This is a genomic window from Streptomyces sp. NPDC004610 (genome assembly GCF_040609715.1).
In the GTDB taxonomy this organism is placed as follows: Bacteria; Actinomycetota; Actinomycetes; order Streptomycetales; family Streptomycetaceae; genus Streptomyces.
Genome location: NZ_JBEXLA010000004.1, coordinates 36380 through 62922 on the forward strand (window position 1 = coordinate 36380; position 26543 = coordinate 62922).

22 protein-coding genes are annotated in these 26543 nt (G+C 72.5%); 14 read left to right on the top strand and 8 right to left on the bottom strand.

Features of this window, described 5'->3' with window-relative positions; translation table 11 throughout:
• From pstA to ABZX40_RS05645, 9 genes are all read left to right on the top strand, one after another.
• Complete coding sequence (gene pstA / locus ABZX40_RS05605; protein WP_355737733.1) at positions 1–1368, top strand: phosphate ABC transporter permease PstA; 1368 nt, start codon at positions 1–3, stop codon at positions 1366–1368.
• Entirely contained in the window at positions 1368–3125 is a 1758-nt protein-coding gene (gene pstS, locus ABZX40_RS05610; RefSeq protein ID WP_355737730.1) for a phosphate ABC transporter substrate-binding protein PstS, read from the top strand. Before pstA ends, pstS begins: the two co-directional genes overlap by 1 nt.
• 236 nt (positions 3126–3361) lie before the next feature.
• Positions 3362–5911 (top strand): hypothetical protein, encoded by a 2550-nt coding sequence (locus ABZX40_RS05615; protein ID WP_355737727.1) that lies wholly within the window; start codon positions 3362–3364, stop codon positions 5909–5911.
• 165 nt (positions 5912–6076) lie between these two features.
• Positions 6077–7123, top strand: coding sequence for a hypothetical protein (locus ABZX40_RS05620; protein ID WP_355737725.1), 1047 nt, complete (start codon positions 6077–6079; stop codon positions 7121–7123).
• Positions 7124–7267: 144 nt separating this feature from the next.
• Positions 7268–8716: an Ig-like domain-containing protein gene (locus tag ABZX40_RS05625; RefSeq protein WP_355737722.1), complete on the top strand. Its 1449-nt coding sequence runs from the start codon at positions 7268–7270 to the stop codon at positions 8714–8716.
• Positions 8717–8814: 98 nt separating this feature from the next.
• Positions 8815–9747, top strand: a complete 933-nt coding sequence (locus tag ABZX40_RS05630) for a class E sortase (protein ID WP_355737719.1) — start codon at positions 8815–8817, stop codon at positions 9745–9747.
• A gap of 18 nt (positions 9748–9765) precedes the next feature.
• Entirely contained in the window at positions 9766–10692 is a 927-nt protein-coding gene (locus ABZX40_RS05635) for a phosphate ABC transporter ATP-binding protein (RefSeq protein WP_355737716.1), read from the top strand.
• Positions 10693–10702: 10 nt separating this feature from the next.
• Positions 10703–11425 (top strand): hypothetical protein, encoded by a 723-nt coding sequence (locus ABZX40_RS05640; RefSeq protein WP_355737713.1) that lies wholly within the window; start codon positions 10703–10705, stop codon positions 11423–11425.
• A gap of 43 nt (positions 11426–11468) precedes the next feature.
• Positions 11469–12710 carry a hypothetical protein gene (locus tag ABZX40_RS05645; protein WP_355737710.1) on the top strand — a complete coding sequence of 414 codons (1242 nt, stop codon included), beginning with the start codon at positions 11469–11471 and terminating at the stop codon, positions 12708–12710.
• Between the two features lie 27 nt (positions 12711–12737).
• Here ABZX40_RS05645 and ABZX40_RS05650 read toward each other — a convergent pair whose 3' ends face one another.
• The 3 genes from ABZX40_RS05650 to ABZX40_RS05660 form a co-directional block, all read right to left on the bottom strand.
• Entirely contained in the window at positions 12738–14372 is a 1635-nt protein-coding gene (locus ABZX40_RS05650; RefSeq protein WP_355737707.1) for a phospho-sugar mutase, read from the bottom strand.
• 182 nt (positions 14373–14554) lie between these two features.
• Positions 14555–15379 carry a purine-nucleoside phosphorylase gene (locus tag ABZX40_RS05655; protein WP_355737704.1) on the bottom strand — a complete coding sequence of 275 codons (825 nt, stop codon included), beginning with the start codon at positions 15377–15379 and terminating at the stop codon, positions 14555–14557.
• A 136-nt stretch (positions 15380–15515) separates the two neighbouring features.
• Positions 15516–15953 (bottom strand): gamma-glutamylcyclotransferase, encoded by a 438-nt coding sequence (locus ABZX40_RS05660; RefSeq protein ID WP_355737701.1) that lies wholly within the window; start codon positions 15951–15953, stop codon positions 15516–15518.
• A 130-nt stretch (positions 15954–16083) separates the two neighbouring features.
• Here ABZX40_RS05660 and ABZX40_RS05665 point away from each other — a divergent pair, with 130 nt between their 5' ends.
• Positions 16084–17532 carry an NAD(P)H-quinone dehydrogenase gene (locus ABZX40_RS05665; protein ID WP_355737698.1) on the top strand — a complete coding sequence of 483 codons (1449 nt, stop codon included), beginning with the start codon at positions 16084–16086 and terminating at the stop codon, positions 17530–17532.
• Between the two features lie 149 nt (positions 17533–17681).
• The gene (locus ABZX40_RS05670; protein WP_355737695.1) at positions 17682–18689 is read left to right on the top strand and encodes a DeoR/GlpR family DNA-binding transcription regulator; all 1008 of its coding nucleotides are present in this window, start codon (positions 17682–17684) and stop codon (positions 18687–18689) included.
• A gap of 80 nt (positions 18690–18769) precedes the next feature.
• On the opposite strand, the gene ABZX40_RS05675 is transcribed toward ABZX40_RS05670, so the two are convergent.
• Positions 18770–20542, bottom strand: coding sequence for a biotin carboxylase N-terminal domain-containing protein (locus ABZX40_RS05675; protein WP_355737692.1), 1773 nt, complete (start codon positions 20540–20542; stop codon positions 18770–18772).
• Between the two features lie 352 nt (positions 20543–20894).
• On the opposite strand from ABZX40_RS05675, the gene ABZX40_RS05680 reads away from it, so the two are divergent.
• Positions 20895–21341, top strand: coding sequence for a hypothetical protein (locus ABZX40_RS05680; RefSeq protein WP_355737690.1), 447 nt, complete (start codon positions 20895–20897; stop codon positions 21339–21341).
• Here the strand turns inward: ABZX40_RS05680 and ABZX40_RS05685 are convergent.
• From ABZX40_RS05685 to ABZX40_RS05700, 4 genes are all read right to left on the bottom strand, one after another.
• Positions 21310–21939, bottom strand: coding sequence for a nucleoside triphosphate pyrophosphatase (locus ABZX40_RS05685; protein ID WP_355737687.1), 630 nt, complete (start codon positions 21937–21939; stop codon positions 21310–21312). The two genes, ABZX40_RS05680 and ABZX40_RS05685, sit on opposite strands and share 32 nt — an antisense overlap.
• A 31-nt stretch (positions 21940–21970) precedes the next feature.
• On the bottom strand, positions 21971–22099 hold the full coding sequence (locus ABZX40_RS05690) for a hypothetical protein (RefSeq protein ID WP_355737685.1): 129 nt from the start codon (positions 22097–22099) through the stop codon (positions 21971–21973).
• A 164-nt stretch (positions 22100–22263) separates the two neighbouring features.
• Positions 22264–22470: an acyl-CoA carboxylase subunit epsilon gene (locus ABZX40_RS05695; protein ID WP_355737871.1), complete on the bottom strand. Its 207-nt coding sequence runs from the start codon at positions 22468–22470 to the stop codon at positions 22264–22266.
• A 21-nt stretch (positions 22471–22491) separates the two neighbouring features.
• Positions 22492–24075 carry an acyl-CoA carboxylase subunit beta gene (locus tag ABZX40_RS05700; RefSeq protein WP_355737682.1) on the bottom strand — a complete coding sequence of 528 codons (1584 nt, stop codon included), beginning with the start codon at positions 24073–24075 and terminating at the stop codon, positions 22492–22494.
• A 190-nt stretch (positions 24076–24265) separates the two neighbouring features.
• Here ABZX40_RS05700 and ABZX40_RS05705 point away from each other — a divergent pair, with 190 nt between their 5' ends.
• On the top strand, positions 24266–25138 hold the full coding sequence (locus tag ABZX40_RS05705; protein ID WP_355737679.1) for a biotin--[acetyl-CoA-carboxylase] ligase: 873 nt from the start codon (positions 24266–24268) through the stop codon (positions 25136–25138).
• Positions 25139–25414: 276 nt separating this feature from the next.
• Positions 25415–26533: an adenylate/guanylate cyclase domain-containing protein gene (locus ABZX40_RS05710; RefSeq protein ID WP_355737677.1), complete on the top strand. Its 1119-nt coding sequence runs from the start codon at positions 25415–25417 to the stop codon at positions 26531–26533.
• The last annotated feature ends 10 nt before the right edge of the window (positions 26534–26543 follow it).

Consider the following 26543-nt stretch of genomic DNA (forward strand, 5'->3'; position numbering starts at 1 on the left):
ATGACCACCGTCACCACCTCCCAGAGCCCACCCGGCGGCGCGGGCGCCCGGCCCCCCGAACCCCCCGCCCCCACCGTGCTGCCCGTACGCGTCCCCCGCTCCGAGGCCCGCCGCAATCTGGCCACGCTGCGCGCCAGCGATGTCTACGCGCTGCTCGGCGCCGGGGCCGCCGCGCTCTGTCTGACCTGGCTGCTCTTCGACCGGCTGCTGCCCTTCAACGGCGCCCTCGGCTTCGTCGTCGTCGCGTTCACGCTCTTCATCGGGCTGTACGCGCTGCTGGTCTCGTTCGACGAGGACGGCCCGGCGGTCCGCGACCGGGTGGCCGCCGCCGTCGTCCAGAGCCTCGGTGTGCTGATGCTCGCCGCGCTCGCCTTCGTGGTGGTCTACACGCTCTACGAGGGCCGCGAGGCGCTGCCGCATCTGAACTTCTACACCGAGTCCATGGCCGCCGCCGGTCCGCTGGAGCCGCTGGACGTCGGCGGGATCCTGCACGCGATCGTCGGCACGCTCTGGCAGATCGGCATCGCGCTGGTGATCTGCATCCCGGCCGGGCTGGTGTGCGCGGTGTTCCTGAACGAGATCCCGGGGCGGTTCAGCCGGTTCGTGCGGACCATCGTCGAGGCGATGACCGCGCTGCCGTCCATCGTGGCCGGTCTGTTCATCTACGCCACCTTCATCCTGGCGCTGGGCTTCGACCGCTCCGGGCTCGCCGCCGCGCTCGCCATCTCGGTGATGATGCTGCCGATCATCATCCGGGCGGCGGACGTGGTGATCCGGCTGGTGCCGGGCACCCTGCGGGAGGCGTCGTACGCGCTGGGCACCTCGCGGTGGCGGACGGTCTGGCATGTGGTGCTGCCCACCTCGCGCTCCGGACTCACCACGGCCGTCATCCTCGGCACCGCGCGCGGGGTCGGGGAGACCTCGCCGGTGCTGCTGACCGCCGGTTACACCGCCGAGCTGAACACCAACCCGCTGAAAGACCCCATGGTCTCGCTGCCGCTGGCCGCGTTCGAGCTGGTCAAGTCACCGGAGGCCACGTACATCGCCCGCGGGTTCGGTACCGCGGCGGTGCTGCTGGTGCTGGTGCTGGTCCTGTTCGTCCTCGCCCGTTTCTTCGGCGGCCGGGGCCCGGGGCAGCTGACCCGCCGTCAGGAGCACCGCCGGGTACGGGCCTCGCGCCGGGACGCCCAGCGGTTCGGCGCCCGCGCGGATGCGCGTGCCGATGCCGGTGTCCCCTCCCCTGTCGGCGCCCGTGCCGGTGCCGATGCCCTGGCCGATGCCCGCGATCCCGGTCGCGCCGCCGCCCCCTCCGTACCGCCGCCGTCGTCGTCGTCCGGCGGCACCGCACCGACGAGGAGCACCCCGTGATGTCCCCGACCGTCCGACATCCACGCGCGTTGCGCGGGTACCAGGCGCTGGCGCTGTTCACCGCCCTGGTGTGCGCGCTGCTGGCGCTGAACCCGCCGAACGCCGAGGCCGCCACCTACACCAAGATCAGCGGTTCCGGCTCGACCTGGAGCGCCAACGCCATCGAGCAGTGGCGGCGCAATGTCCGCCAGCAGGGCATGACGGTGAACTACTCCTCGGTCGGCTCCACCATCGGCCGCAACCAGTTCCGGGACGGCACCTCCGACTTCGGTGTCTCCGAGATCCCCTACGGCCTGAACGACCTCGGCAACACCGACTCGCCGCCGACCCGCGGTTACGCCTATATGCCGATCGTCGCCGGTGGCACGGCGTTCATGTACAACCTGAAGATCGGCGGCCGGATGGTCACCAATCTGCGGCTGTCCGGCGAGGTGCTCGCCAAGATCTTCACCGGCAGGATCACCATGTGGAACTCCCCGGAGATCAAGGCCGACAACCCCGGGCTGACCCTCCCGGCCCGCAAGGTCGTCCCGGTCGTCCGCTCCGACGGCTCGGGGACGACCGCGCAGTTCACCCTGTGGATGTCGAAGCAGTACGGGTCGCTGTGGAACGACTACTGCCGCCGGGCCGGCAAGCCCACCCCCTGCGGACTGACCTCCTACTTCCCCAACATCCCCGGCTCCGGCTTCGTCTCCCAGTCCACCTCGCTCGGCGTCGCCGGCTACACCCGCCAGCCGCAGGCCGAGGGCGCCATCACCTACGTCGAGTACTCCTACGCGGTCAACGCCGATTTCCCGGTGGCCAAGGTCCTCAATGAGTCCGGCTACTACGTCGAGCCGACCGCCTCCGGCGTGGCCGTGGCGCTCACCGAGGCGAAGATCAACAACGATCCGCGCTCGGCGGGCTATCTCACCCAGAACCTCGACAGCGTCTACTCCTTCGGTGACCGCCGCACCTACCCGCTCTCCTCCTACAGCTACATGATCATCCCGACCGAGGAGGAGATGGGCTTCACCAAGGCCAAGGGCCGCACGCTCAGCGCCTTCAACAACTACTTCCTCTGCGAGGGCCAGCAGCAGGCGGACCGGCTCGGCTACTCGCCGCTGCCGAAGAACCTGGTCGAGGCCGGTATGGAGCAGACCAGGAAGATCCCGGGCGCCGAGAGCGCGTCCATCGACATCAACCGGTGCAACAACCCCACCTTCTCCGGTGGCAGGAACACCCTGATCGAGAACGCGCCCTATCCGCCCGCCTGCGACAAGCGGGGCTCGGCGCAGTGCGCCACCGGCACGGGCGGTGCCAAGCAGCCGACGAACACCTCCTCGGGGGGCTCGACCGGCTCCGCGGCGGCCTCCGGCGGTTCCGGGGCGACCGGGGGTTCCGGGGCGGGCGGTTCGTCCTCGACGGGCGGTTCGTCCTCGACCGGCGGCTCCGGGTCCGGGTCCGGGTCCGGCGGGGCGACGGGCGGCTCCGGTTCGGACGCGGGCTCCGGTTCGGGTTCCGGTTCCGGCTCCTCCGGTGGTTCGACCGGCGGCGCGGTGGTCGACCCCGACACCGGTGAGGTGCTCGGCGGGGACCAGGGCGCCGGGGACGGTTCGGTGGTGGCGGCGCCGGTGTCCCTGGGCACGGGCGACTCCCCGGGGCTGCGGACGGCGCTGATGGCGCTGTCGGCGGCGCTGCTGGTGGGCGTGGTCGTGGGGCCGCCCGCGGTGGCCCGGGTACTGGCGGGCCGGGCACGGCGCAAGGGGCGGGCGTGATGGCGGGGAGAGGGCGAGGGGTGGGCGTGGGGACGGGGCGGGCCGGAGGGGCGGTCGCTATAGCGGGCCGGGCCCGAGGGGTGGGCGTGAGGTCGGGGCGCGTGCGAGGGGCGGGCGTGAGGTCGGGGAGCGTGCGAGGGGTGGGCGTGATGGCGGCACGGGCCCGAATGGCGGGCGTGGGGACGGGGAGCGTGCGAAGGGCGGTCGTCATGGCGGGCCGGGTCCGAATAGCGGGCGTGAGGACGCGGAGCGCGCGAAGGGCGGGCGTCAACGCGGGCCGGGCGCGGCTCGCGGAACTGCTGAAGTCGCTGGCGCCGCTGGCGCTGCTGGAGTCGCTGAAGTCGCTGGCGCTGCTGGAGTCGCTGCGGCGCCGCCGGGCGTGGCCCGTCGTCGCGGTGGCGCTGCTGGTGTCGGCGGTGGTCGTGGCGCTGCTGCCGCTGCCCCCGGCGGGGTCGCCGGAGGCGGTCGCGGCGGAAGTGCCGTCGGAGGTCTCCTCGGCGGTGACCAAGAGCGGCACGAAGGGGAAGTACGACGACTTCTCCGCGCTGGAGGTGACGGTCCATCAGACGCAGGGGCTGCGGTCCCAGGGGGTCCGGGTGAGCTGGGAAGGGGGACGGCAGACCCTGCCCGGCAACGGGGTGTTCAACACCGACTACCTCCAGATCATGCAGTGCTGGGGCGACGACCCCGCGGGCCCCGCACCCGAGCAGTGCGTCTACGGCGGATCCAGCGCGGTGGTGGCCGACGGCATGGGCCGGGTGCTCACCCCCGGCGCGGACCCGGCGGAGGACCGCGCGTCCTTCGTGCCCTTCCGGCCCGCCAACGGTGAGCCCGCCACCACCTCCGCCTACGACTACACCTACTTCGGCCCCCTGGACACCAACGAGCAGCCCGCCAACCTGACCTTCGCGGGCGGCACCGGCGAGGCGGTGTTCGAGGTCCAGGACGGCATCCAGGCGGACTATCTCGGGTGCGGGGTGAACACCGCCCCCGAGGGGAGCACTCCGGTGCCGCGCCCCTGCTGGCTGGTGGTGGTGCCCCGGGGCACGCATCAGGCGGACGGGGCCGAGTCGCCGGGCAGCCGGCTGGTCACCTCGCCGCTGTCCGCGACCAACTGGGCGCAGCGGATCGTCTTCCCCCTCGGCTTCCTCCAGGCCGACCGGTTCTGCCCGGCCGGGCAGGAGGAGCGGCCGACGGTCGGGTCCGAGCTGATGACGGACGCCGTGACCTCCTGGCAGCCGAAGCTGTGCACTGCGACGGACAGCACCTTCGGCTTCACCTCGGCCGCCGAGGAGCAGGCCAGGGACCAGGTGCTGACCACCACCGAGGAACTGCCCACGCTGGGCTTCACGGTCGAGCCGGTGGAGCCCGCCGAGGGCGGCCCGGCGGTGGTGCACGCGCCGGTGGCGGTGTCCGGACTGGCGTTCGCCTTCTTCGTCGAAGGGGCGGACGGAGTGGTGCGGGACATGAATCTCTCACCCCGGATCGTGGCGAAGATGCTCACCCATTCCTATGTCTCCGATGTGCCGTGGACGGCCCCGCCGCCGGAACAGGTGCGGGGCAACCCGATGACCTATCTCGACGACCCGGAATTCCGGCGACTGAATCCGGACTTCCCCGAGGTGCGGGGCGCTGCATCGAGCCTGATGGTGCCGATCGGGAACTCGGACACCGCCCGTCTGGTCTGGAACTGGCTCCAGTCCGACGCGGAGGCCCGCGCATTCCTGGCCGGTGAGCCGGACCCCGATGGAATGCGGGTGAATTCCTCTTTCCAGGATCTGGCGCTCGACCGGAACGCGGAGCTGAACCAGTATCCGAAGGTCGATCCGACCGTCGCCCCGGCCGTCGGGAACTCGGCCGCCGCGCCCCTGAACTACACCCTCCTCGACCTCGCCCCCTACACCAACGATCTGCACGACGGTGCCGTCCGCGCCCGGCGCGGCAACAACAACCGGACCATCAGCTGGGCGCAGGGCGACGCCGGGGTCCCCGCCAAGCTGGTCAACGACGCGCCCTGGCCGGGCCGCCGTACCGTGATGGCGGTCGTCGACGTGGCGTCCGCCGAGCGCTACGGGCTGCCGACGGCGGCGCTGCGCAATGCCGGCGGCACCTTCGTGGAGCCCTCCACGGACGCTCTGCTCGCCGGGGTCGCCGCCATGGAGCCGTCGGCCACGGACCCGGCGGTGCTGGACGCCGACCCGGCGCGGGCCGAGGGCGGCGCCTATCCGCTGACCGCCGTGACCTACGCCGCCGCCTCCGTCGACCAGGACGAGGCCGCCCGCACGGCCTACGCCGAGTTCATCCGGTACGCGGCCGGACCGGGCCAGACACCGGGCCCGTCCGCCGGGGAACTGCCCCACGGATACGCCCCGCTGCCCGAGGACCTGCGGACCCGGGCGGAGGCGGCGGCCGACGACCTGGAGCGGGGAGCCGTCGCCGGTGACGGGGACCCCTCGGGCACCCCCGGCCCGGACGACCCGGGCGGCACCGGGTCCGGGCTCGCCGGCGGGGCCTCCGGGTCCTCCTCCGGCGCCACGGGCGGCGGCGCGGCCTCCGGCGCGGGCGGGGCGACGGACGACCCGTCGGCGTCCGCGTCGGCGGCGAGCGCGTCGGCTTCCCCCTCCTCCGGACCGCAGCGAAATGTCGCCGACGCCCAGGGCGGATTCACCCCGGGAGACATTCTCGGAATTATCCGCTGGGTTCTTCTCGCCGTTCTCATTCTCGGTGGAGCCGCGGCCCTTTCCGGTCCGATAATGCTTCGTCTCGCCCATCGCCGGACCCCATAGGAGATACCTAGGAAGCCTGCCCGTAACCTTTCCCTCACTGGGAATTGGTGGCCTCCGCAAGGGAATCTTGGAAAGGTATGCGGTGCCGGTCGACGGGTCGGCGGCACCACAATCCGGATTCGCTTGAACGTCCAGTCTTCGAAATCCGAAACAGGGAGATCAGAAGTGAACGTCAAGTCTCGCGCCAAGGTCGGTGCCGCGGTTCTCGGCGCCGCCGCCATCGGTGTCGGCGTCCTGTCCACCCCGGCGTCCGCGGACTACACCACTCCGCCGTTCCGCCCGCTGGCCGGCGTCGGCTCCGACACCACGCAGTACGTGGTGAACGGCCTGGGCGAGGTCGTGGTGGACGCCAGCGGCAACAAGCTCGTCGGTTCATGGAACGCCACCGGCTCGGCCACCATCACCCCGAAGGACGCGGTCGCGGCCCCGCACTGCGCCGGCATCCCCCGGCCGAACGGCTCCTCGGCCGGAATCGACAGACTGTACGCCGACTACACGAACCCGGCGTCCGACTGTGTCGACTTCGCCCGTGCCTCGCGCGGCCCGGTGACCGCCGGTCCCGAGCTGACCTGGATCCCCTTCGGCAAGGACGCGGTCACCTACGCCACCGACCTGGGCAGCACCCTGCCGACCAATCTGAGCATCGCTCAGCTGGCCTCCATCTACAAGACCTGCACCTTCGTGGACGCGGGCGTCACCAAGACGGTCTCCAAGGCGCTGCTGCCGCAGACCGGTTCCGGTACCCGCACCTACTGGCTGTCGTCGATCGGGGTCACCGAGGCCGAGATCGCCACCGCCAAGGCCGCCGGCTGCGTCGACGACACCGTGCAGGAGCACGACGGCATCGCGATCGCCAACGGCACCCAGATCATGCCGTACTCGGTCGCCCAGTGGATCGCCCAGGGCAAGGGCTTCGCCGATGTCCCCAACCGGCGGGGCGAGTCCCGGCTGCGGAACATCGCCGGGGTCGCGCCGACCACCGGTTCCGGCGCCACGCTGGCCCTGAACCCCAACTTCACCTTCGCCCGCGACGTCTACAACGTCGTCCGCAGCGACAGGCTCGCCGACCCGGCCATCGTGCGGGCCTTCGTGGGCGCCTCGTCCCAGGTCTGCCTGAACCTCACCACCATCAAGAACTACGGCTTCGGCGATCTGGCCGCCGACTCCGCCGCCTCCGACTGCGGTGACACCGACATCACCGGCCGGCGGTAGGCACTGATCGCCATCCGACCCCTCGCGTGACGGCCGGGCACCCACCAGGTGCCCGGCCCCACGCGCTGTTCCCGTTTCCCCGTCCGACTTTCTTCATCCGATTCCGATCCCGTCCGTCCCAACGCTCCCCGGGGGGCTCCGCACATGACCGTGCTCCGACCATTTCGAAGAGCAGCCGCGATCCTGGCCGCCTGTGCCGTGCTCGCCGCCGGACTGGTGACCCTGGTCGCCGCCCAGTCCCAGCCCGCCCGAGCGGCGTCCATCGGGGAGTTCACCCTGGCCTCCGGCGGCGGACTGAACGACGCCGAACCGCTCGGGACGACCCTGGGAATCCCGGCCGCCTGCCCCGACATCACCCTCGAAGACATCAACTGGAACAGCTACCTCAATGTCTACGCCGTCATGGCGGACGGCACCGAGGAGGCGGTGCTCAAGGGCGTCGGCAATGCCGGGCCCTACACCGCCCCCACCCCGGCGATCTCCCTCACCGGCGCGGACAACCCCGGCATGGTGGCCAGGAGCCTCCCCGAGATCATCTCCAGCGACGGCACCTATGAACTGCGGGTCTACTGCGTCGACAACTGGGACTGGGCCAAGCCCAGCGAGGAGACCGTCCCCGGCAACCCGTACTGGACCCAGAAGATCACCGTCACCGGCGACACCTGGGCGCGGGGCGAGGGCGCCACGGCGACCTCCACCGCGCTGACCGTCGACACCGGCACCGTCGAACCCGGCCAGACCGTACGGCTGACCGCCACCCTGACCCCCGCCGAGGCCGTCGGCAGCGTGACCTTCCTGGACGGCGACACCTCCCTCGGCCAGGCCCCGGTGTCGAACGGCAAGGCCGAACTCACCACTCCCGCGCTGACGGAGGGCACCCACGACTTCACGGCCCGGTTCGTCCCGGCGAGCACCGCCGACTGGGGCGGCTCCGAGTCCGAGCCCCTGCGGCTGATCGTCGAGCCGCCCGGCGCGGACCTGTACGACGCCCGGGGCGAGCGGCTGCCGCGCAACCCGGAACTGGAGCGCGGCCAGCAGGTGAAACTCGTCGTCCGCCGCTGCGAGCCCGGCGCCGACCTCGCCCTCACCCTGGGGCGCGATGCCACGGAGTTCCCCGCCGCCACCGCCGACGCGGACGGGATCGCGACCTGGGCCGGCCTGACCGTCCCCGAGGACGCCGTCGCCGGGGACAACGTCTGGTCCTGGAGCCCGGCCTGCGGCTCCGGCAACAGCCAGCTCTCCTTCACCCTCGCCGAGCCCTCCGGCTCCCCGAGCCCCAGCGACGACCCCTCCGGCGATCCCAGCGACGACCCGTCGGACGACCCCTCCGACGACCCGTCCGGTGACCCGTCGGACGACCCGTCCGGCGACACCTCCGGCACGACCACCGGGACGACCACCGGGACGACTTCCGGCTCCTCCACCGGCGGCTCGACCGGTGGCACCTCCCCCTCCGGCGGACTCGCCTCCACCGGTTCGCAGCTCGCCCTGTTCTCCGGCATCGGAGCGATCGTGCTGCTCACGGCCGGTGTCCTCGCGGTCCGCTTCGGCCGCCGCAACGTGCTGCTGCGCTTCGCCGGGCCCCGCGCCTGACGGCCCCGGCGCACGGGCGGCGGGCCCCCACCCCGCCGCCCGCGCACCCGCCCCACCCACCGACCGACCCACCGCCCCACTCCTCAGGAGCGCTCCCCGTGACCGTGCTGTCCCCGCCCCCGCCCCCGCCGGCCGTGGCGCCACCGGCCCCGGCGCCCCCACCCGACCCCGCGCCGCCCGCCGAACGCGCCGGATACGCGTTCGCCGGTGCCGCCCTGTGCGTCCTCGCCGCGCTGCTCCTCGGCTTCGCCGCCAACCTCACGATCGTCGGGCACCTCCAGCACACCCGCGACCAGCAGACGGCCTACGACGAACTCCGCCGCCAGCTCGCCCTGGGCATCGCCCCGGTGGGACAGCGGACCTACGAGGGCGAACTCCTCACCCCCGGCGATCCGGTGGCGCTGCTGCGCATCCCGGCCCTGGCCCTGGAGGAGGTGGTCGCCGAGGGCACCACCTCCGGCATCCTCATGTCCGGCCCCGGACACCGCCGGGACACCCCGCTGCCCGGCCAGGCCGGGACCAGTGTGCTGATGGGCCGCCAGTGGGGGTACGGCAGCCCGTTCAACGATCTGCACCGGCTGCCGCCCGGCACCGAGATCCGGGTGACGACGGGCCAGGGCACCGCCACCTACGAGGTGACCGCGCTGCGCCGGGAGGGCGACCCGCTGCCGCCCGCCCTGAAGGAGGGCGAGGGACGGCTCACCCTGATCACCGCCGAGGGCGGCCCGTACACGCCCTCCGGGACCGTCCGGGTCGACGCCGCACTGACCGGCGAGGTCCGGCCCGCGCCGCCGCGCCCGCTCGCGCCGGGCTGGATCGACGGCTCCGAGCAGGCCATGGGCGGGGAGGGCGGCGCCTGGCTGCCGGTCTTCCTCTGGTCGCAGGGGCTGCTGATCGCCGCCCTGCTCACCATGGCCGCCCATCGCGTCTGGGGCCGCTGGCAGACCTGGATCGCCTCGGTGCCCGTGCTCGCCGCGTTCGGTCTCGCCGTCTCCGGCGCCGCCACCCGTCTGCTGCCCAACCTGCTCTGAGCCACGAGGAGTCCCACCATGTCCGACACCGGCACCACCAGTACCTCTGGTACCACCGGTACCTCTTCCGTCGCCGACACCGCCCTCGTGGACGAGATCCTCGCCCCGACCCGCAAACTGGCCACGGTGGCGCCCCGCCGGGGGACCGGCCCGGCGGCGGCCGAGAGCGACCCCGCCACCCTGGAGGCCGACGCCATCTCGGCCTGGTTCGGCCACCACAAGGTCCTGGAACAGGTGTCCCTGACCATGCCCGCCCGCCAGGTCACCGCCCTCATCGGCCCGTCCGGCTGCGGCAAGTCCACCTTTCTGCGGATCCTCAACCGGATGCACGAACTCGTCGGCTCGGCCGCCCTGTCCGGCCGCGTCCTGCTCGACGGCGACGACATCTACGACCGGGGCCGCCGCATCACCCACGCCCGCCGCAACATCGGCATGGTCTTCCAGAAGCCCAACCCGTTCCCCGCGATGTCGATCCACGACAACGTCCTGGCCGGTCTCAAGCTCAGCGGCCTCAAGGCGGGCCGGGACGACAAGGACCGGCTGGTCGAGGAGTGCCTGACCAAGGCGGGCCTGTGGAAAGAGGTCCGCGACCGGCTCCGCCAGCCCGGCGGCGCCCTCTCCGGCGGCCAGCAGCAGCGGCTGTGCATCGCCCGCTCCCTCGCCGTACGGCCCCGGGTGCTGCTGATGGACGAGCCCTGCTCGGCCCTCGACCCCACCTCGACCCGGCGCATCGAGGAGACCATCCACGAACTGAAGTCCGACGTCACCATCGTCATCGTCACCCACAACATGCAGCAGGCCGCCCGCGTCTCCGACCAGTGCGCCTTCTTCCTCGCGGAGCAGGGCACCCCCGGTGTGATCGTCGAGCACGGCTCCACGGACGCGATGTTCCACACCCCCCGGGACCCCAGGACGACGGACTACGTCAACGGGCGCTTCGGATGAGGGAGCCCGCGTGACCCCGGACCGGTCCCGCCGCACCCCGGCCGCGCTCGGCCTCCTCGCCGCCGCGGCCCTCACCGGCTGCGCCGCCCCCGCCGTACCGGACACGCCGCCCGCCCGGCCACCCGCCGCGTCCGCCGCCTCGACCCCGGCGCGGGCGGCGCAGGGCGGGGCGGGGGAGCCGGTCGTGCCGGTCGTGCCAGCCGTGCCGACTGCCCCTGACGTGTCCGTCGAGCCCGAGACCCCGGTCGAGCTGCCCAGGCGCCCGGCGACGGAGGCCCCCGTGACACCACCGCCCTCGCCCACTCCGTCGCCCTCTGCGACCCCCTCCCCCTCGCCGCCGCCCGAGGAGTCCGCCCTCCCCGGCGGGGCCACCACCCTGCGGATCGGCTCCTGGTCCGCCCGGGTCGTGCGGGGCGGGCAGGACGCCGTCGACGCCTGCGAGGACGCCGTCCAGTGGACCGGGCCCGACCTCGGCACCGAGGACGGGTACGAGCTGAGCACCGCCGTGATCGTCGGGCACGACCACTGCGGCGGCTTCGACCGGTTCGCCACCCTGCCCCTCGGCACGGTCGTCACCGCCACCACCCCGCGCGGCACCTTCCGCTACCGCGTCTACGCCCACCACCTCAGTCCCGGTCGGGGCACCCCCGCCGCCGGTCTCTACTGGGGCGACCTCACCCTCCAGTCCTGCGTGGGCCCGGACACCGGATTCAGCTATCTCACCCGCATATGAGCCGACCCGAACGCCCGGCCCGTCGCAAGGAGTTGCCGCCGCCATGTCCCGTCCTCCGCTGACCAGACCCCTCCGGCGCGGCCTGCGCGGCGCCTGTGCCGCGACGGTCGCCACCGTCGCCGCGGCCCTGCTCACCGCCGGTTCCCAGGCACCGGGAGCCACCGGCGCCGACCCGGCCGCCGCACGGGACGACCGGGCGAGCGCGCCCGTCGGATCCCCGGGCCCCGACGCCCCGCTGCCCGGCGTACCGTCCCAGGGCGACGGCTCGTACCACATCGAACTCCCGCCCCTGAAGGACGTGCCGCCCCTGAAGGACGTGCCGCCTGTGGAGCGGGCGGCCGGGGAGCGGGCCACCGCCGAGGCCGGGCTGCCCGCCACCGTGTTCGCCGCCTACCGCGGTGCCGAGGAGTCCACCGGCCGCACCGATCCGTCCTGCGGACTGCGCTGGGAACTGCTCGCGGCCATCGGCAAGGTCGAGTCCGGGCACGCGGGCGGCGGCGCGGTGGACGCCGACGGCGACACCCTCACCCCGATCACCGGGCCCGCCCTCGACGGCGACGGCTTCGCCCTGATCCCGGACAGCGAGGGCGGCGCCTGGGACGGCGACAGCGTCTACGACCGGGCCGTCGGGCCGATGCAGTTCCTGCCGACCACCTGGAAGACCTGGGGCGCCGACGGCAACGGCGACGGGATCTCCGACCCCGACAACATCTTCGACGCCGCCCTCGCCGCCGGGCACTACCTCTGCGCCGGTGACCGGGACCTCGGCACGGCGGCCGGGCTGGAGCGCGCGATCCTCAGCTACAACCACTCGCGCGACTACCTCGCCCTGGTGCTCGGCTGGCGGGAGTTCTATCTGCGGGGCGTGCACACCGTCCCCGACGGCACCGCGACGGTCCCGGCCAGCCCGGGGGCGGGCAGCGACACGCCGGTACGGGACGGGAACGGGGGCGGCAACGGGGACGTGAACCCCGCGAGTCCCGGCGGTCCCGGGCGCGGCGACCGGCCTGCCCCCACGCCCACCCCCACACCCCCGGGGACCCTCACCCCCGTCGACCCCGCCAAGCCCTCTCCGCCCCCGACCCCGCCCCCGACCTCCACCCCCACTCCGACCGCGACACCCCCCGACTCCGAGCCCACCACCGAGGAACCCACCACCCCGACCGAGACCCCGCCCACCGAGTCGAAGCCCCCCGAGGTCCCGGAAATCCCCGAGGTCCCGGAGACCCCCGAAACCCCTGAAAACCCCACCCCCACCGAAACCCCAGCTCCCCCCACCCCCTGAACCGACCCCGAGACCCCCCGGTACCGCTCAGATACCGGCCGCCGCTGCCAGATCCCGCTTCAGCGCGGCCAGCCGCTCCGTCGCCCTCGCCCGCGCGGCCACCAGTTCCCCGTGCGAGGCGACCGGCTCCACGACCTCCAGATAGCACTTCAGCTTGGGCTCGGTACCGCTCGGGCGGACGATCACCCGGGCGCCGTCCAGGGTGTACCGCAGTCCGTCCGTCGGCGGCAGCGACTCCGTGCCCTTGGACAGATCCTCCGCCGCGGTGATCGTCAGTCCGGCGAGTTCGGCCGGCGGGTGCTCGCGCAGCCGGCGCATCGCGTCCGCGATCACCGACAGATCCCGCACCCGCACCGAGAGCTGGTCGGTCGCGTGCAGCCCGTGCTCGACCGCGAGGTCGTCCAGCAGGTCGAGCAGCGTACGGCCGCTCTCCTTCAACTCCGACGCCAGTTCGGTGATCAGCAGCGCGGCCGTGATGCCGTCCTTGTCGCGCACGCCCTCGGGGTCCACGCAGTAGCCGAGGGCCTCCTCGTAGCCGTAGCGCAGATCCTGGACGCGGGCGATCCACTTGAAGCCGGTGAGGGTCTCCTCGTAGCGGAGTCCGGCCTTCTCGGCGATGCGGCCGAGGAGGGAGGAGGAGACGATCGACTCGGCGAACGTGCCGCGCGCGCCGCGCCGGACCAGATGGGCGGCGAGCAGCGCGCCCACCTCGTCGCCGCGCAGCATCCGCCAGGTGTCCGGGCCGTCCGGTACGGCCACCGCGCAGCGGTCGGCGTCCGGGTCGTTGGCGATGACGAGATCGGGGCGGGCGGCGCGGGCCTGCGCGAAGGCCAGGTCCATCGCGCCCGGCTCCTCCGGGTTGGGGAACGCGACGGTGGGGAACGCCGGGTCGGGGTCGGCCTGCTCGGTGACCAGCACCGGCGCCGGGAACCCGGCACGGGCGAACGCGGCCAGCAGTGTGTCCCGGCCCACCCCGTGCATCGCCGTGTAGACGGTCCGGGCGGTCCGCGCCGACCCGGGCGCGAGCACCGCGCCGGTCCGCGCGAGATACGCCTCCAGCACCGAGTCGTCCAGCGTCTCCCACCCGCCCTCGGGGCGCGGTACGTCGGCCAGGGCGGCGACCGCCTCGATCTCGGCGGCGATGTCCGCGTCCGCCGGGGGCACGATCTGCGAGCCCTCGCCCAGGTACACCTTGTAGCCGTTGTCCTGGGGCGGGTTGTGGCTGGCGGTGACCTCCACGCCCGCGACCGCGCCCAGGTGCCGGACGGCGAAGGCGAGCACCGGGGTGGGCAGCGGGCGGGGCAGGACGGCGGCCCTGAGGCCCGCGCCGGTCATGACGGCGGCGGTGTCCCGGGCGAAGTCGGCCGACTTGTAGCGGGCGTCGTAGCCGATGACGACGAGGCCGTCCCCGTGCCCCTGCCCGCGCAGATAGGCGGCGAGTCCGGCGGCGGCGCGGATCACCACCGCGCGGTTCATCCGCATCGGCCCCGCGCCCAGCTCACCGCGGAGCCCGGCGGTGCCGAACTGGAGGGTGCCGGAGAACCGGTCGGCCAGCGCCGCCCGGTCCCCGGCGGCGAGCAGCGCGGCCAGTTCCGCGCGGGTGTCGGGGTCGGGGTCCTCGGCGAGCCATGCCTCGGCCCGTGCCAGGAGATCGTCGTGCACGCTCGCTCAGCCTCTCGTCGTCCGGAGCCGGGTCCGGATCGGGTTCTGATCGGGTTACTGGTCGGGCCGGGTTTCTGGGCGGGTTCTGATCGGGCTCTGATCGTGCTTCTGGCCGGACTCCGATCGGGCTTCCGATCAGGTTTCCGATCGGGCTTCTGATCGGGTTCCGGTCGGGGCGCCGGTCAGATCCTGCCGAGGACCCGCGTCAGCAGCGCGCCCATCCGCGCGGCCGAGTCGCGGCCCGCCTGGAGGACCTCCTCGTGGTTCAGCGGTTCGCCGGTCATGCCCGCGGCGAGATTGGTCACCAGGGAGATGCCCAGCACCTCGGCGCCCGCCTCCCGCGCCGCGATGGCCTCCAGCACGGTCGACATGCCGACCAGGTCCGCGCCGATCACCCGGGCCATCCGGATCTCGGCCGGGGTCTCGTAGTGCGGGCCGGGGAACTGTGCGTAGACGCCCTCTTCGAGGGACGGGTCGATCTCCTTGCACAGGGCGCGCAGCCGGGGCGAGTAGAGGTCGGTGAGGTCGACGAAGTTGGCGCCGACGATGGGGGAGGTGGCGGTGAGGTTGATGTGGTCGCTGATCAGCACCGGCTGACCGGGGCGCATGCCCTCGCGCAGCCCGCCGCAGCCGTTGGTGAGGACGACGGTCTTGCAGCCGGCGGCCACCGCGGTGCGCACCCCGTGCGCGACGGCGGCCACCCCGCGGCCCTCGTAGTAGTGGGTGCGGCCCAGGAAGACCAGGGCGCGCTTGTCCCCGACGGCGTAGGAGCGGACGGTGCCGCCGTGGCCGGCGACCGCGGGCGGCGGGAACCCGGGCAGCTCGGTGACCGGGAACTCGGCCTCGGCCGCGCCCAGCGCGTCCACGGCCAGGGCCCAGCCGGAGCCCATCACGAGGGCGACGTCGTGGGACTCGGCGCCGGTCAGTGCGCGCACGCGCGCGGCGGCGGCGTCGGCGGCGCTGTAGGGGTCGCCCTGGAGGTCGTCCGGAAGAAGAGATGCGTTCACGCGCATGAGGGTAGCCGGTCACGGCCTACGCGCGTAGATGACGGACCTCACGGTTCTGGGATCGTTGCCTTGTCGTTTCCCATGAACGGTCGTTTCCCATGAACGGCATATGAGGGCGGCGCGGGGGGCGCCGGGGTCAGCACGGGCGCTTGCGCAGTTCCATCACATAGTCGTGCGGGGCGCCCGCCGATTCCGCCGCGTCGGCGATCTCGCCCAGATAGCGGGCCGAGGGCAGACCGCCCTCGTAGGCGTTCAGGACGTACGTCCACGCCTGCTCCTCGCCCTCCAGGGTGTGGACGCGGACCCGGATCCGGCGGTAGAGGTCCAGGCCCAGCCCCTCCCAGCGGTCCAGGGACTCCTCGTCCATCGGGGCCATGTCGTACAGCGCCACGAAGACCTGGGCGAGGGGGTCCTCGACGAGGGTCGCGATGGCGCCCTCCCAGCCGAGGTGCTCGCCCCCGAAGGTCAGCCGCCAGCCGTTCAGCCACCCGGTGGCGCGCAGCGGGGAATGGGGGGCGCGGCGGGACATCAGCCGCGCTTCGAGGTTGCTCGCGTAGGCGGCGTAGAGCGACATGCGACGAGAGTACGGCAGCCGGAACGGCAGTCCCTCCCGTCACAGTGGTGTCAGCGGGCCCGCCCTTCGGGCGGCGACGGAATGTGACGACAGGCCCCCGGGGCGCGGGCACTCTGAGGTGTGCGGGACAATGGGGGACGTGACTCGGATCGTGATCATCGGTGGCGGACCCGGCGGGTACGAAGCGGCGCTGGTGGCCGCGCAGCTCGGCGCGGAGGTGACCGTCGTCGACTGCGACGGTCTGGGCGGGGCGTCGGTGCTCACCGACTGCGTGCCGTCGAAGACGCTCATCGCGACGGCCGAGGTGATGACCACCTTCGACTCGTCGTACGAGGAGCTGGGGATCATCGTCGCCGATGACACCCCCCATATCGACCAGGCCGCCCGGGTCGTCGGGGTGGACCTCGGCAAGGTCAACCGGCGGGTGAAGCGCCTCGCGCTCGCCCAGTCGCACGACATCACCGCCTCCGTCACCCGCGCGGGCGCCCGGGTGCTGCGCGGGCGCGGCCGGCTGGAGGGCATGCAGTCCCTCGACGGCTCCCGCAAGGTCGTGGTCCGGGCCGCCGACGGCACCGAGGAGACGCTCACCGCGGACGCCGTGCTGATCGCCACCGGCGGTCACCCGCGCGAGCTGCCCGACGCCCAGCCGGACGGTGAGCGGATCCTGAACTGGACCCAGGTCTACGACCTGACCGAACTGCCGAGCGAACTGATCGTGGTCGGCTCCGGTGTCACCGGCGCCGAGTTCGCCGGTGCCTACCAGGCGCTCGGCTCCGAGGTCACCCTGGTCTCCTCCCGCGACCGGGTGCTCCCCGGCGAGGACCCGGACGCCGCCGCCGTCCTGGAGGACGTGTTCCGGCGCCGGGGGATGAATGTGATGGCCCGCTCCCGCGCCGCCTCCGCCAAGCGGGTCGGCGACCGGGTCGAGGTCGCCCTCGCCGACGGCCGGGTCATCGAGGGCTCGCACTGTCTGATGGCGGTCGGCGCCATCCCCAACTCCGCGGGCATGGGCCTGGAGGAAGCCGGCGTCAAGCTCACCGAGTCGGGGCACATCTGGACCGACAAGGTGTCCCGCACCACCGCGCCGGGCGTCTACGCCGCCGGTGATGTCACCGGGATCTTCGCCCTCGCCTCGGTCGCCGCCATGCAGGGCCGCATCGCCATGTACCACTTCCTCGGCGACGCGGTGACGCCGCTCAACCTCAAGGCCGTCTCCTCCAATGTCTTCACCGACCCGGAGATCGCCACCGTCGGCTACACCCAGGCGGATGTGGACGGCGGGAAGATCGAGGCCGTCGCCGTCAAGCTGCCGCTGCTGCGCAATCCGCGCGCCAAGATGCAGGGCATCCGGGACGGCTTCGTCAAGCTGTTCTGCCGTCCCGGTACCGGCATCGTGGTCGGCGGGGTGGTCGTCTCGCCGCGCGCCTCGGAACTGATCCACCCCATCTCGATCGCCGTCGACAACAATCTGACGGTCGAACAGATCGCGAACGCGTTCACCGTCTACCCCTCCCTGTCGGGGTCGATCGCCGAGGTGGCCCGGCAGCTGCACACCCGCAAGACGAGCGGCGAGGGCTGACGGCGGGCCCGACTCCCCGCCGGGCGCCGGGAGTTGGCCCGATGTCCCGACCGTGCGCCCGGCATCATCACCGGGTTTCGACCCCTATACCACTTCCAGTGGTCGCGTGCGAACATCTTCTGCTATTCACCGCAAACAGCTGAAAGCAGATGGACGTTGGCGTTACTGTCAGTTTCGTGTTCGCTGCAGAACGTCGTCAATTGATCCTCGAAATGGTGCGAGCGAACGGAGCGGTATCGCTCCGTGAGCTGGCCCGCGTCGTCCAGACCTCCGAAGTGACCGTACGGCGGGACGTGCGCGCACTGGAGGCAGAAGGACTCCTCGACCGCCGGCACGGCGGTGCGGTACTGCCGGGCGGATTCACCCGGGAATCCGGCTTTCCACAGAAATCCCATCTCGCCACCGCGGAGAAGACGGCCATCGCCGATCTCGCCGCGGGCCTGGTCGAGGAAGGCGAGGCGATCGTGGTCGGGGCCGGGACCACCACCCAGGAGCTGGCCCGCCGGCTCGCCCGGGTCCCCGGACTCACCGTCGTCACCAACTCCCTGCTGGTCGCCCAGGCGCTGGCCCATGCCAACCGGGTCGAGGTCGTCATGACCGGCGGCACGCTCAGGGGCTCCAACTACGCCCTCGTCGGCTCCGGCGCCGAACAGTCGCTCCAGGGCCTGCGGGTATCCCGTGCCTTCCTCTCCGGCAGCGGGCTCACCGCCGAACGCGGGCTCTCCACCTCCAATATGCTCTCCGCCTCCGTCGACCGGGCCCTGGTGCAGGCCGCCGCCGAGGTCGTGGTCCTCGCCGACCACACCAAGCTCGGCACCGACACCATGTTCCAGACCGTCCCCACGGATGTCATCACCCGGCTGGTCACCGACGAGCCCCCGGCCCATGACGACCGGGCGGCCACCGAATTGCAGGCCCTCGCCGACCAGGGCGTCCAGATCGCCGTAGCCGGTGCCACGGGCGGCCCGTCGGGAAACGCCGGGGGTGACACCCCCGCACCGGCCCGCCAGTCCCGCCGGGACATGCGCGACGTCCCCCTCCCGAGCCCCCGCCGGGGCGTCCCGGGCGGCACCTCCCTGCGCGGCCCCGCCGCCGTGCTGGGCGAGCAGCCGCCGGGGGCGGAGCGGGCGCGGGTGGCGGATCTGCGGCGCAGGTAGCCACGGAAACGGAGACAGAAACAGAAACGGAAGGGGTCGGCCGGTCGGCCGACCCCTTCCCACCGCTTGTGCCGCGGGTGTCAGTCCTTGATCTCGCAGATCGTCGCGCCCGAGGTCAGCGAGTTGCCGACCTCCGCCGACAGGCCCTTGATGGTGCCCGACTTATGGGCGTTCAGCGGCTGCTCCATCTTCATCGCCTCCAGGACGACGACCAGGTCGCCCTCCTTCACCTCCTGGCCCTCCTCGACGGCCACCTTGACGATGGTGCCCTGCATCGGGGAGGCGAGGGTGTCGCCGGAGGCGACGGGGCCGGACTTGCGCGCCGCCCGCCGCTTCGGCTTGGCGCCCGCCGCCAGCCCCGTACGGGCCAGGGACATGCCCAGGGACGCCGGGAGGGAGACCTCCAGGCGCTTGCCGCCGACCTCGACGACCACCGTCTCGCGGCTGGTGTCCTCGTCGGTGTCGGTGTCGGCCGCGGCGGTGAAGGGCGCGATGTCATTGACGAACTCGGTCTCGATCCAGCGGGTGTGGACCGTGAACGGGTCGGCCGAGCCGGTCAGCTCGGGCGCGAACGCCGGGTCGCTGACCACCTTGCGGTGGAACGGGATGGCCGTGGCCATGCCCTCGACCTGGAACTCGGCCAGCGCGCGGGCGGCCCGCTGGAGGGCCTGCTCCCGGGTGGCGCCGGTGACGATCAGCTTGGCCAGCAGGGAGTCCCAGGCCGGGCCGATCACCGACCCCGACTCGACCCCCGCGTCCAGCCGGACGCCGGGACCGGTGGGCGCGTCGAACCGGGTGACCGTGCCCGGCGCGGGCAGGAAGCCCCGGCCCGGGTCCTCGCCGTTGATCCGGAACTCGAAGGAGTGGCCGCGCAGCACCGGGTCGCCGTAGCCGAGTTCCTCGCCGTCGGCGATCCGGAACATCTCGCGCACCAGGTCGATGCCCGCGACCTCCTCGGTGACCGGGTGCTCGACCTGGAGGCGGGTGTTGACCTCCAGGAAGGAGATCGTGCCGTCGTTGCCGACCAGGAACTCCACCGTCCCGGCGCCGACATAGCCGGCCTCCTTCAGGATCGCCTTCGACGCCGAGTACAACTGCTCGACCTGGGCGTCCGACAGGAACGGGGCGGGGGCCTCCTCTACCAGCTTCTGATGGCGGCGCTGGAGCGAGCAGTCCCGGGTGGAGACGACCACGACATTGCCGTGGGTGTCGGCCAGGCACTGGGTCTCGACATGCCGGGGGTGGTCGAGATAGCGCTCGACGAAGCACTCGCCCCGCCCGAACGCCGCGACCGCCTCACGCACCGCCGAGTCGTACAGCTCCGGGACCTCCTCCAGCGTCCGGGCGACCTTCAGACCGCGTCCGCCGCCGCCGAAGGCGGCCTTGATCGCGATCGGCAGTCCGTTCTCCCGGGCGAAGGCGACGACCTCGTCCGCACCGGAGACCGGGTCCGGCGTACCGGCGACCAGGGGGGCGCCGGCGCGCTGGGCGATATGGCGGGCGGCGACCTTGTCACCGAGGTCGCGGATCGCGTGCGGGGGCGGGCCGATCCAGGTCAGCCCGGCGTCCAGCACGGCCTGGGCGAACTCGGCGTTCTCCGAGAGGAAGCCGTAGCCCGGGTGGATGGCGTCGGCGCCGGATTCGCGGGCGGCGGCCAGCACCTTCTCGATGTCGAGATAGCTGGTGGCGGGGGTGTCACCACCCAGGGCGAATGCCTCATCGGCGGCGCGGACATGGAGCGCGTCCCGGTCCGGATCCGCGTAGACGGCCACGCTCGCGATCCCTGAGTCCCGGCAGGCTCGGGCCACACGGACAGCGATTTCGCCACGGTTGGCGATGAGCACCTTGCGCACGATTGAGGCTCCCTCCTTGAAACAAGCCGAGTTTAGGGACAGCCGACACGACACTTCGACCCGTCCCCAATGGTGAGCTTGCCCACACGGAGCGTGATACGAGGCTCGCTCCACCCGCGAAAGCCCTTGTCGCACCGTGGTACGCAGGGACCGTCCGTAAAACCCTAGCCCCCCTCTGTGGTCAAGGTCTCTGTCATCACGTGCTGCGGGCCACTGGGTTTCTTTGTGGAGTCCCTACTAATGGCCCAACGATTCTTTGCGGTCCGCAGAACCCTTGTCCCATGGTTTACCCGTTAGTAGCCTTCGCGCTGTCCCGGAGGTACTCGCGGTAACGGAGAGGGGGTGGGGGCCGGTGATACGCAGACCGGTGGCCTGGGTCGTGGCGGTGGTGCTGTTCGCCGAGGCGCTCGGGGTCGCGGCGCTCAACTGGTTCCTCGGGATGGTGGTCGACCGTCAGGAGATGTCCCTGGCCGGGCTGGACCCGCACCTTATGGCGGTGTCCTCGAAGACCGGCGGAGTCGCCTTCGGGCTCTACTGCGCCCTGTGTGCGCTGATCGCCCTGCGCGTCGCCCTGCGCGACCGGGCCCCGGCCGGGGTGGGCCGGGGGGTGCTGATCGGCGCGGCCGTGGTGCACGCCCTGCTGGGCGCGGTCCTCTGGGGGCTGGTCGGGTGGCCCGCGTTCCTCTTCATGGTGCTGGTGCTCGCCCTGATCGTGCTGCTGCTGATGACCCACGACGGCCCGCCGCCGCGCGGCACGGGGGAGCGGGTCAGCTCTCCCGCGGCGCCCACAACTCCGTGATCCCGACGCCCAGTTGCGCGAGCAGCCGGCGGACCAGGGGCATGCTGATGCCGATCACATTGCCGTGGTCGCCGTCGATGCCCTCGATGAACGGCGCCGAACGGCCGTCCAGGGTGAACGCCCCGGCGACGTGCAGCGGCTCCCCGGAGGCCACGTACGCGGCGATCTCGGCGTCGGTGGGCGTACCGAAGCGGACCACCGTGGAGGCCGTGCCGGAGGCGTAGCGGCCGGTGCCGGTGTCGTAGACGCAGTGACCGGTCTGGAGGGTCCCGGCGCGGCCCCGCATCGCCTTCCAGCGGGCCGTGGCCTCCTCGGCGTCGGCGGGCTTGCCGAGGGCCCGGCCGTCCAGGTCCAGCACCGAGTCACAGCCGATCACGAGGGCGTCCTTCGCCTCCGGACGGGCGGCCACCACGGACGCCTTGGCCTCGGCGAGGGCGAGGGCCAGCTCGGCGGGGGTGGGGGCGGTGACGGCGTCCTCGTCGACGCCGCTGACGATCACCTGCGGCGCGAGACCGGCCTGCCGGAGCAGATTGAGCCGGGCGGGGGACTGGGAGGCGAGGATCAGCCTGCGGGGGGCGGCGGCCGTGTGGTCGGTCATGCGGTCAGATTACGTGGCGCCCCTCCCCGGCTCAGCCGAGGCCGATCACGATCATCGCCAGGACCATGGCCAGGGCCATGAGGACCCCGAGCCGCCGGAGCATCTCCTGCGTTTCGCGGAGTTCCTTGGGGGGTTTGTTCTCGGGGTCGGACCACAGCATGCCACTAGCGTGGGGCTTGGCCGGGGTGGGGTGCCTGAGTATGCGTACTCAAGTTGGTGCCCCCCGTTATCTGCGCGGGAGCGGCGGGGGGCCATCGGTGGTGTGGCGGGTGCGGGTTGTGTGTGGCTGGTCGCGCAGTTCCCCGCGCCCCTAAAAACGGGGGCTCAGGTCGGCCAATACGTGCGGGGCCATGACGTGGGGCCGGGGTGGGGGACCCTTCCCGTGGCGATGCGGGACGGGTCCGACCAGGAGGCCCGGGGGGTCGGGGGGTCCGGGGTGGGGTCTGCGGCTGCCGTTCTTGCTCGGACCACCGCCACCGCCGCCGCGAGTTCCTCGGGGGTGGGGTTGCCCCTTATGACCTTGATCGACATCATGCGAGGCTCCTGGGGCTCCTAGAGGGGGATGTTGCCGTGCTTCTTCGGAGGCAGGGATTCCCGTTTCGTACGGAGCTGACGCAGACCCCGGACGACATGGCCGCGGGTGTCGGACGGCATGATCACCGCGTCGATGTAGCCGCGCTCGGCCGCGATGTACGGGTTGAGGAGGGTGTCCTCGTACTCCTGGATGACCCGGGCCCGGGTGGCCTCCGGGTCCGCCGCCTCGGCGATCGTGCGGCGGTGCAGGATGTTGACCGCGCCCTGGGCGCCCATCACCGCGATCTGGGCGGTGGGCCAGGCCAGGTTGAGATCGGCGCCGAGGTGCTTGGAGCCCATGACGTCGTAGGCGCCGCCGAACGCCTTGCGGGTGATGACGGTGATCAGCGGGACCGTCGCCTCGGCGTAGGCGTAGATCAGCTTGGCGCCGCGGCGGATGATGCCGTCGTGCTCCTGGTCGACGCCGGGCAGGAAGCCGGGGACGTCGACGAAGGTGAGGACGGGGACGTTGAAGGCGTCGCAGGTGCGGACGAAGCGGGCCGCCTTCTCGCTGGCCGCGATGTCCAGACAGCCCGCGAACTGCATCGGCTGATTGGCGACGATCCCCACCGGGCGCCCCTCGACCCGGCCGAAGCCGGTCAGGATGTTCGGCGCGAACAGGGACTGCGTCTCGAAGAACTCGGCGTCGTCCAGGACGTGCTCGATCACCGTGTGCATGTCGTACGGCTGGTTGGCGCTGTCCGGGACGATGGTGTCCAGCTCGGCGTCCTCGTCGGTGCGGGCGAGGTCCGCCTCCTCCGGGAACGCGGGCGGCTCGGAGAGATTGTTGGACGGCAGATACGACAGCAGTTGCTTGACGTACTCGATGGCGTCCTTCTCGTCGCCGGCCATGTGGTGGGCCACACCGGAGACGGAGTTGTGGGTGCGGGCGCCGCCCAGTTCCTCGAAGCCGACATCCTCGCCGGTCACCGTCTTGATGACGTCCGGGCCGGTGATGAACATGTGCGAGGTCTGGTCGATCATGACGGTGAAGTCGGTGATCGCCGGGGAGTACACCGCGCCGCCCGCGCAGGGGCCGACGACCAGGCTGATCTGCGGGATCACCCCGGAGGCATGGGTGTTGCGGCGGAAGATCTCGCCGTACGCGCCGAGCGAGGCCACGCCCTCCTGGATGCGGGCGCCGCCGGAGTCGTTGATGCCGATGACCGGGCAGCCGGTCTTCAGCGCGAAGTCCATCACCTTGACGATCTTCTGGCCGTAGACCTCGCCGAGCGCCCCGCCGAAGACCGTGAAGTCCTGCGAGAAGACGGCCACCGGCCGCCCGTCGACCGTGCCGTAGCCGGTCACCACACCGTCCCCGTACGGGCGGTTGTGCTCCAGGCCGAAATTGGTGGAGCGGTGCCGGGCGAACTCGTCCAGCTCGACGAAGGACCCCTCGTCCAGCAGCAGACCGATCCGCTCACGGGCCGTCAGTTTTCCCTTGGCGTGCTGCTTCTCGACCGCGCGCTCCGAACCGGCGTGCGTCGCCTCCTGGACGCGGCGCTGGAGATCCGCGAGCTTGCCCGCGGTGGTGTGCGTGTCGATCACTTCCGGCTCGGACATCGGGATGCGGCTCCCTGCCTGCTCAAAAGGGGGGACTGTTACTCATCCGTAGAGTAGTGCTGGCCCCTGCGATCGGCAGTGCGGCGTTTCCCACACCCGGCGTGCCTTGCGGATCACAGCGGGTGCCGGTCGCCCGCCGGTATGCGCCGCGCCCGTCCTGGGGTGCCGCGCCCGTCCTAGGGTGGCCGGTATGACGCCGCGAGACGATGACGCGCCGGACGCCCCGGCCGGCCGCTGGTCCGATCTGGACCGGCCGCCCCTGAACCCCACGGCCCTGCGCCGGGCCCTGCTGCGCGAGGGCGGGCTCTGGCGCGCGCTGGAGGTGGTGCAGCGCACCGGGTCCACCAACTCCGACCTGGTCGCCCGCGCCAGGGCCGGCGAGGCGGCGGACGGCACCGTACTGATCGCCGAGGAGCAGACCGCGGCGCGCGGGCGGCTGGACCGGCAGTGGACCGCGCCGCCCCGCTCGGGCCTGTTCCTGTCGGTGCTGCTGGAGCCCACCGGTGTCCCGGTCGCCCGCTGGGGCTGGCTCCCGCTGCTGACCGGGGTTGCCGTGGCCACCGCCCTGTCCCGCACGGCCGGTGTCGACACGGCACTCAAGTGGCCCAACGACCTCCTGGTCACCGTCGGCGGCGAGGAGCGCAAGGCGGGCGGCATTCTCCTGGAGCGCGTCGGGGAGGGCGCGGTCGTCATCGGCGCCGGGATCAACGTCACCCTGCGCGAGGACGAGCTGCCGGTGCCCACCGCCGCCTCCCTGGCGCTGGCCGGAGCCGTCACCACCGACCGGGACCCGCTGGTCAGAGCGGTCCTGCGGTCCCTGGAGGACTGGTACCGGCGCTGGCTGGCGGCCGGCGGCGACCCGGTGGCCAGCGGCCTCCAGGAGACCTACGCGGCCGGCTGCGCCACCCTCGGCCGCACCGTCCGCGCCGAACTCCCCGGCGACCGGTCCATCACCGGGGAGGCCGTGGCGATCGACGGTGACGGACGGCTGGTGATCGCCACCGGGGAGGGCGTGCAGGAACCGGTCGGGGCGGGGGACGTCGTCCATCTGAGGCCCCTGTGAGACCGCCGTGAGGTCGCCCTGAGGTCGCCCTGAGGTCACTGTGGGGCCGCTGTGCGGGTGCGGGTGGGGGGTGCGCGGGGCCCGATGTGGCCGAAACCTGGTGTGAACGGGCACTTTTCCGTGCCGGTCCGGACAGAAGGGGTGACACCGGCGTCCGCCGCGGCGCCGGAGGCGGCACGATGGCGTCACCTCAACCAACGGAGTGACCTGGCCCACAGCTACCGTAAAGTTGTGGCCGGTCGATCCTGACCGCGGCAGATCGGAAGGGCAGCAGGCGTGACCGTCGACGACACGGGCTCCGGCATGGGTCGTAACCCAGCGCCCGACGGCACCGACCCCGGGGGCGACCCCCTGGCGCTCCGGCTGGAGCAGCTCATCCTCGGCGCCGAGCGGCGCTACACCCCCTTCCAGGCGGCCCGCAGCGCCGGGGTCTCCATGGAACTGGCCTCGCGCTTCTGGCGGGCCATGGGCTTCGCCGACATCGGGCAGGCCAGGGCGCTCACCGAGGCCGATGTCCTCGCCCTGCGGCGGCTCGCCGGTCTGGTGGAGGCGGGGCTGCTCAGCGAGGCGATGGCGGTGCAGGTGGCACGCTCCACCGGCCAGACCAGCGCCCGGCTGGCCGAATGGCAGATCGATTCCTTCCTGGAGGGCCTGACCGAGCCCCCCGAGCCCGGCATGACCCGCACCGAGGTCACCTACCCCCTGATGGAACTGCTCCTGCCCGAGCTGGAGGAGTTCCTCGTCTATGTCTGGCGGCGCCAGCTCGCCGCGGCGACCGGACGGGTGGTGCAGGCCGCCGACGACCAGGAGATGGTCGACCGGCGGCTCGCCGTCGGCTTCGCCGACCTCGTCGGCTTCACCCGCCTCACCCGCCGTCTGGAGGAGGAGGAACTCGGCGAGCTGGTGGAGGCGTTCGAGACCACCGCCGCCGACCTGGTGGCCGCGCACGGCGGCCGGCTCATCAAGACCCTCGGCGACGAGGTCCTCTACGCGGCCGACGACTCCGGGGTGGCCGCCGAGATCGCCCTGCGCCTGATCGAGACCATGTCCGGCGACGAGACCATGCCGGAACTGCGCGTCGGCATCGCCTTCGGCACGGTGACCACCCGCATGGGCGATGTCTTCGGTACGACGGTCAACCTGGCCTCCCGGCTGACCTCGATAGCGCCCCGGGACGCCGTTCTGGTCGACTCCGCCTTCGCCGAGGAACTCACCCGCGCGGGCGAGGCCCCGGCCTCCGAGTCCGAGGCCGCCGAACGGGCCGCCGCCGCGGAGAAGGAGGGCGAGGAGCCGCCCTCGTACCGCTTCGCCCTCCAGCCGATGTGGCAGCGCCCGGTGCGCGGCCTCGGTGTGGTCGAACCCTGGCTGCTGACGCGGCGGGGGAGCGGGTCCTAGCCTCCGGTCG

Excerpts from the sequence above, each read along its gene's own strand:
- ABZX40_RS05625 (WP_355737722.1), top strand. The coding sequence starts at position 7,268 with ATGACCGTGCTCCGACCATTTCGAAGAGCAGCCGCGATCCTGGCCGCC.
- ABZX40_RS05695 (WP_355737871.1), bottom strand. The coding sequence starts at position 22,470 with ATGTCGATCAAGGTCATAAGGGGCAACCCCACCCCCGAGGAACTCGCG.
- ABZX40_RS05705 (WP_355737679.1), top strand. The coding sequence starts at position 24,266 with ATGACGCCGCGAGACGATGACGCGCCGGACGCCCCGGCCGGCCGCTGG.
- ABZX40_RS05660 (WP_355737701.1), bottom strand. The coding sequence starts at position 15,953 with ATGTCGCTCTACGCCGCCTACGCGAGCAACCTCGAAGCGCGGCTGATG.
- ABZX40_RS05685 (WP_355737687.1), bottom strand. The coding sequence starts at position 21,939 with ATGACCGACCACACGGCCGCCGCCCCCCGCAGGCTGATCCTCGCCTCC.
- ABZX40_RS05665 (WP_355737698.1), top strand. The coding sequence starts at position 16,084 with ATGGGGGACGTGACTCGGATCGTGATCATCGGTGGCGGACCCGGCGGG.
- ABZX40_RS05700 (WP_355737682.1), bottom strand. The coding sequence starts at position 24,075 with ATGTCCGAGCCGGAAGTGATCGACACGCACACCACCGCGGGCAAGCTC.
- ABZX40_RS05670 (WP_355737695.1), top strand. The coding sequence starts at position 17,682 with ATGGACGTTGGCGTTACTGTCAGTTTCGTGTTCGCTGCAGAACGTCGT.
- pstS (WP_355737730.1), top strand. The coding sequence starts at position 1,368 with ATGTCCCCGACCGTCCGACATCCACGCGCGTTGCGCGGGTACCAGGCG.
- ABZX40_RS05645 (WP_355737710.1), top strand. The coding sequence starts at position 11,469 with ATGTCCCGTCCTCCGCTGACCAGACCCCTCCGGCGCGGCCTGCGCGGC.
- ABZX40_RS05690 (WP_355737685.1), bottom strand. The coding sequence starts at position 22,099 with ATGCTGTGGTCCGACCCCGAGAACAAACCCCCCAAGGAACTCCGCGAA.
- ABZX40_RS05635 (WP_355737716.1), top strand. The coding sequence starts at position 9,766 with ATGTCCGACACCGGCACCACCAGTACCTCTGGTACCACCGGTACCTCT.
- pstA (WP_355737733.1), top strand. The coding sequence starts at position 1 with ATGACCACCGTCACCACCTCCCAGAGCCCACCCGGCGGCGCGGGCGCC.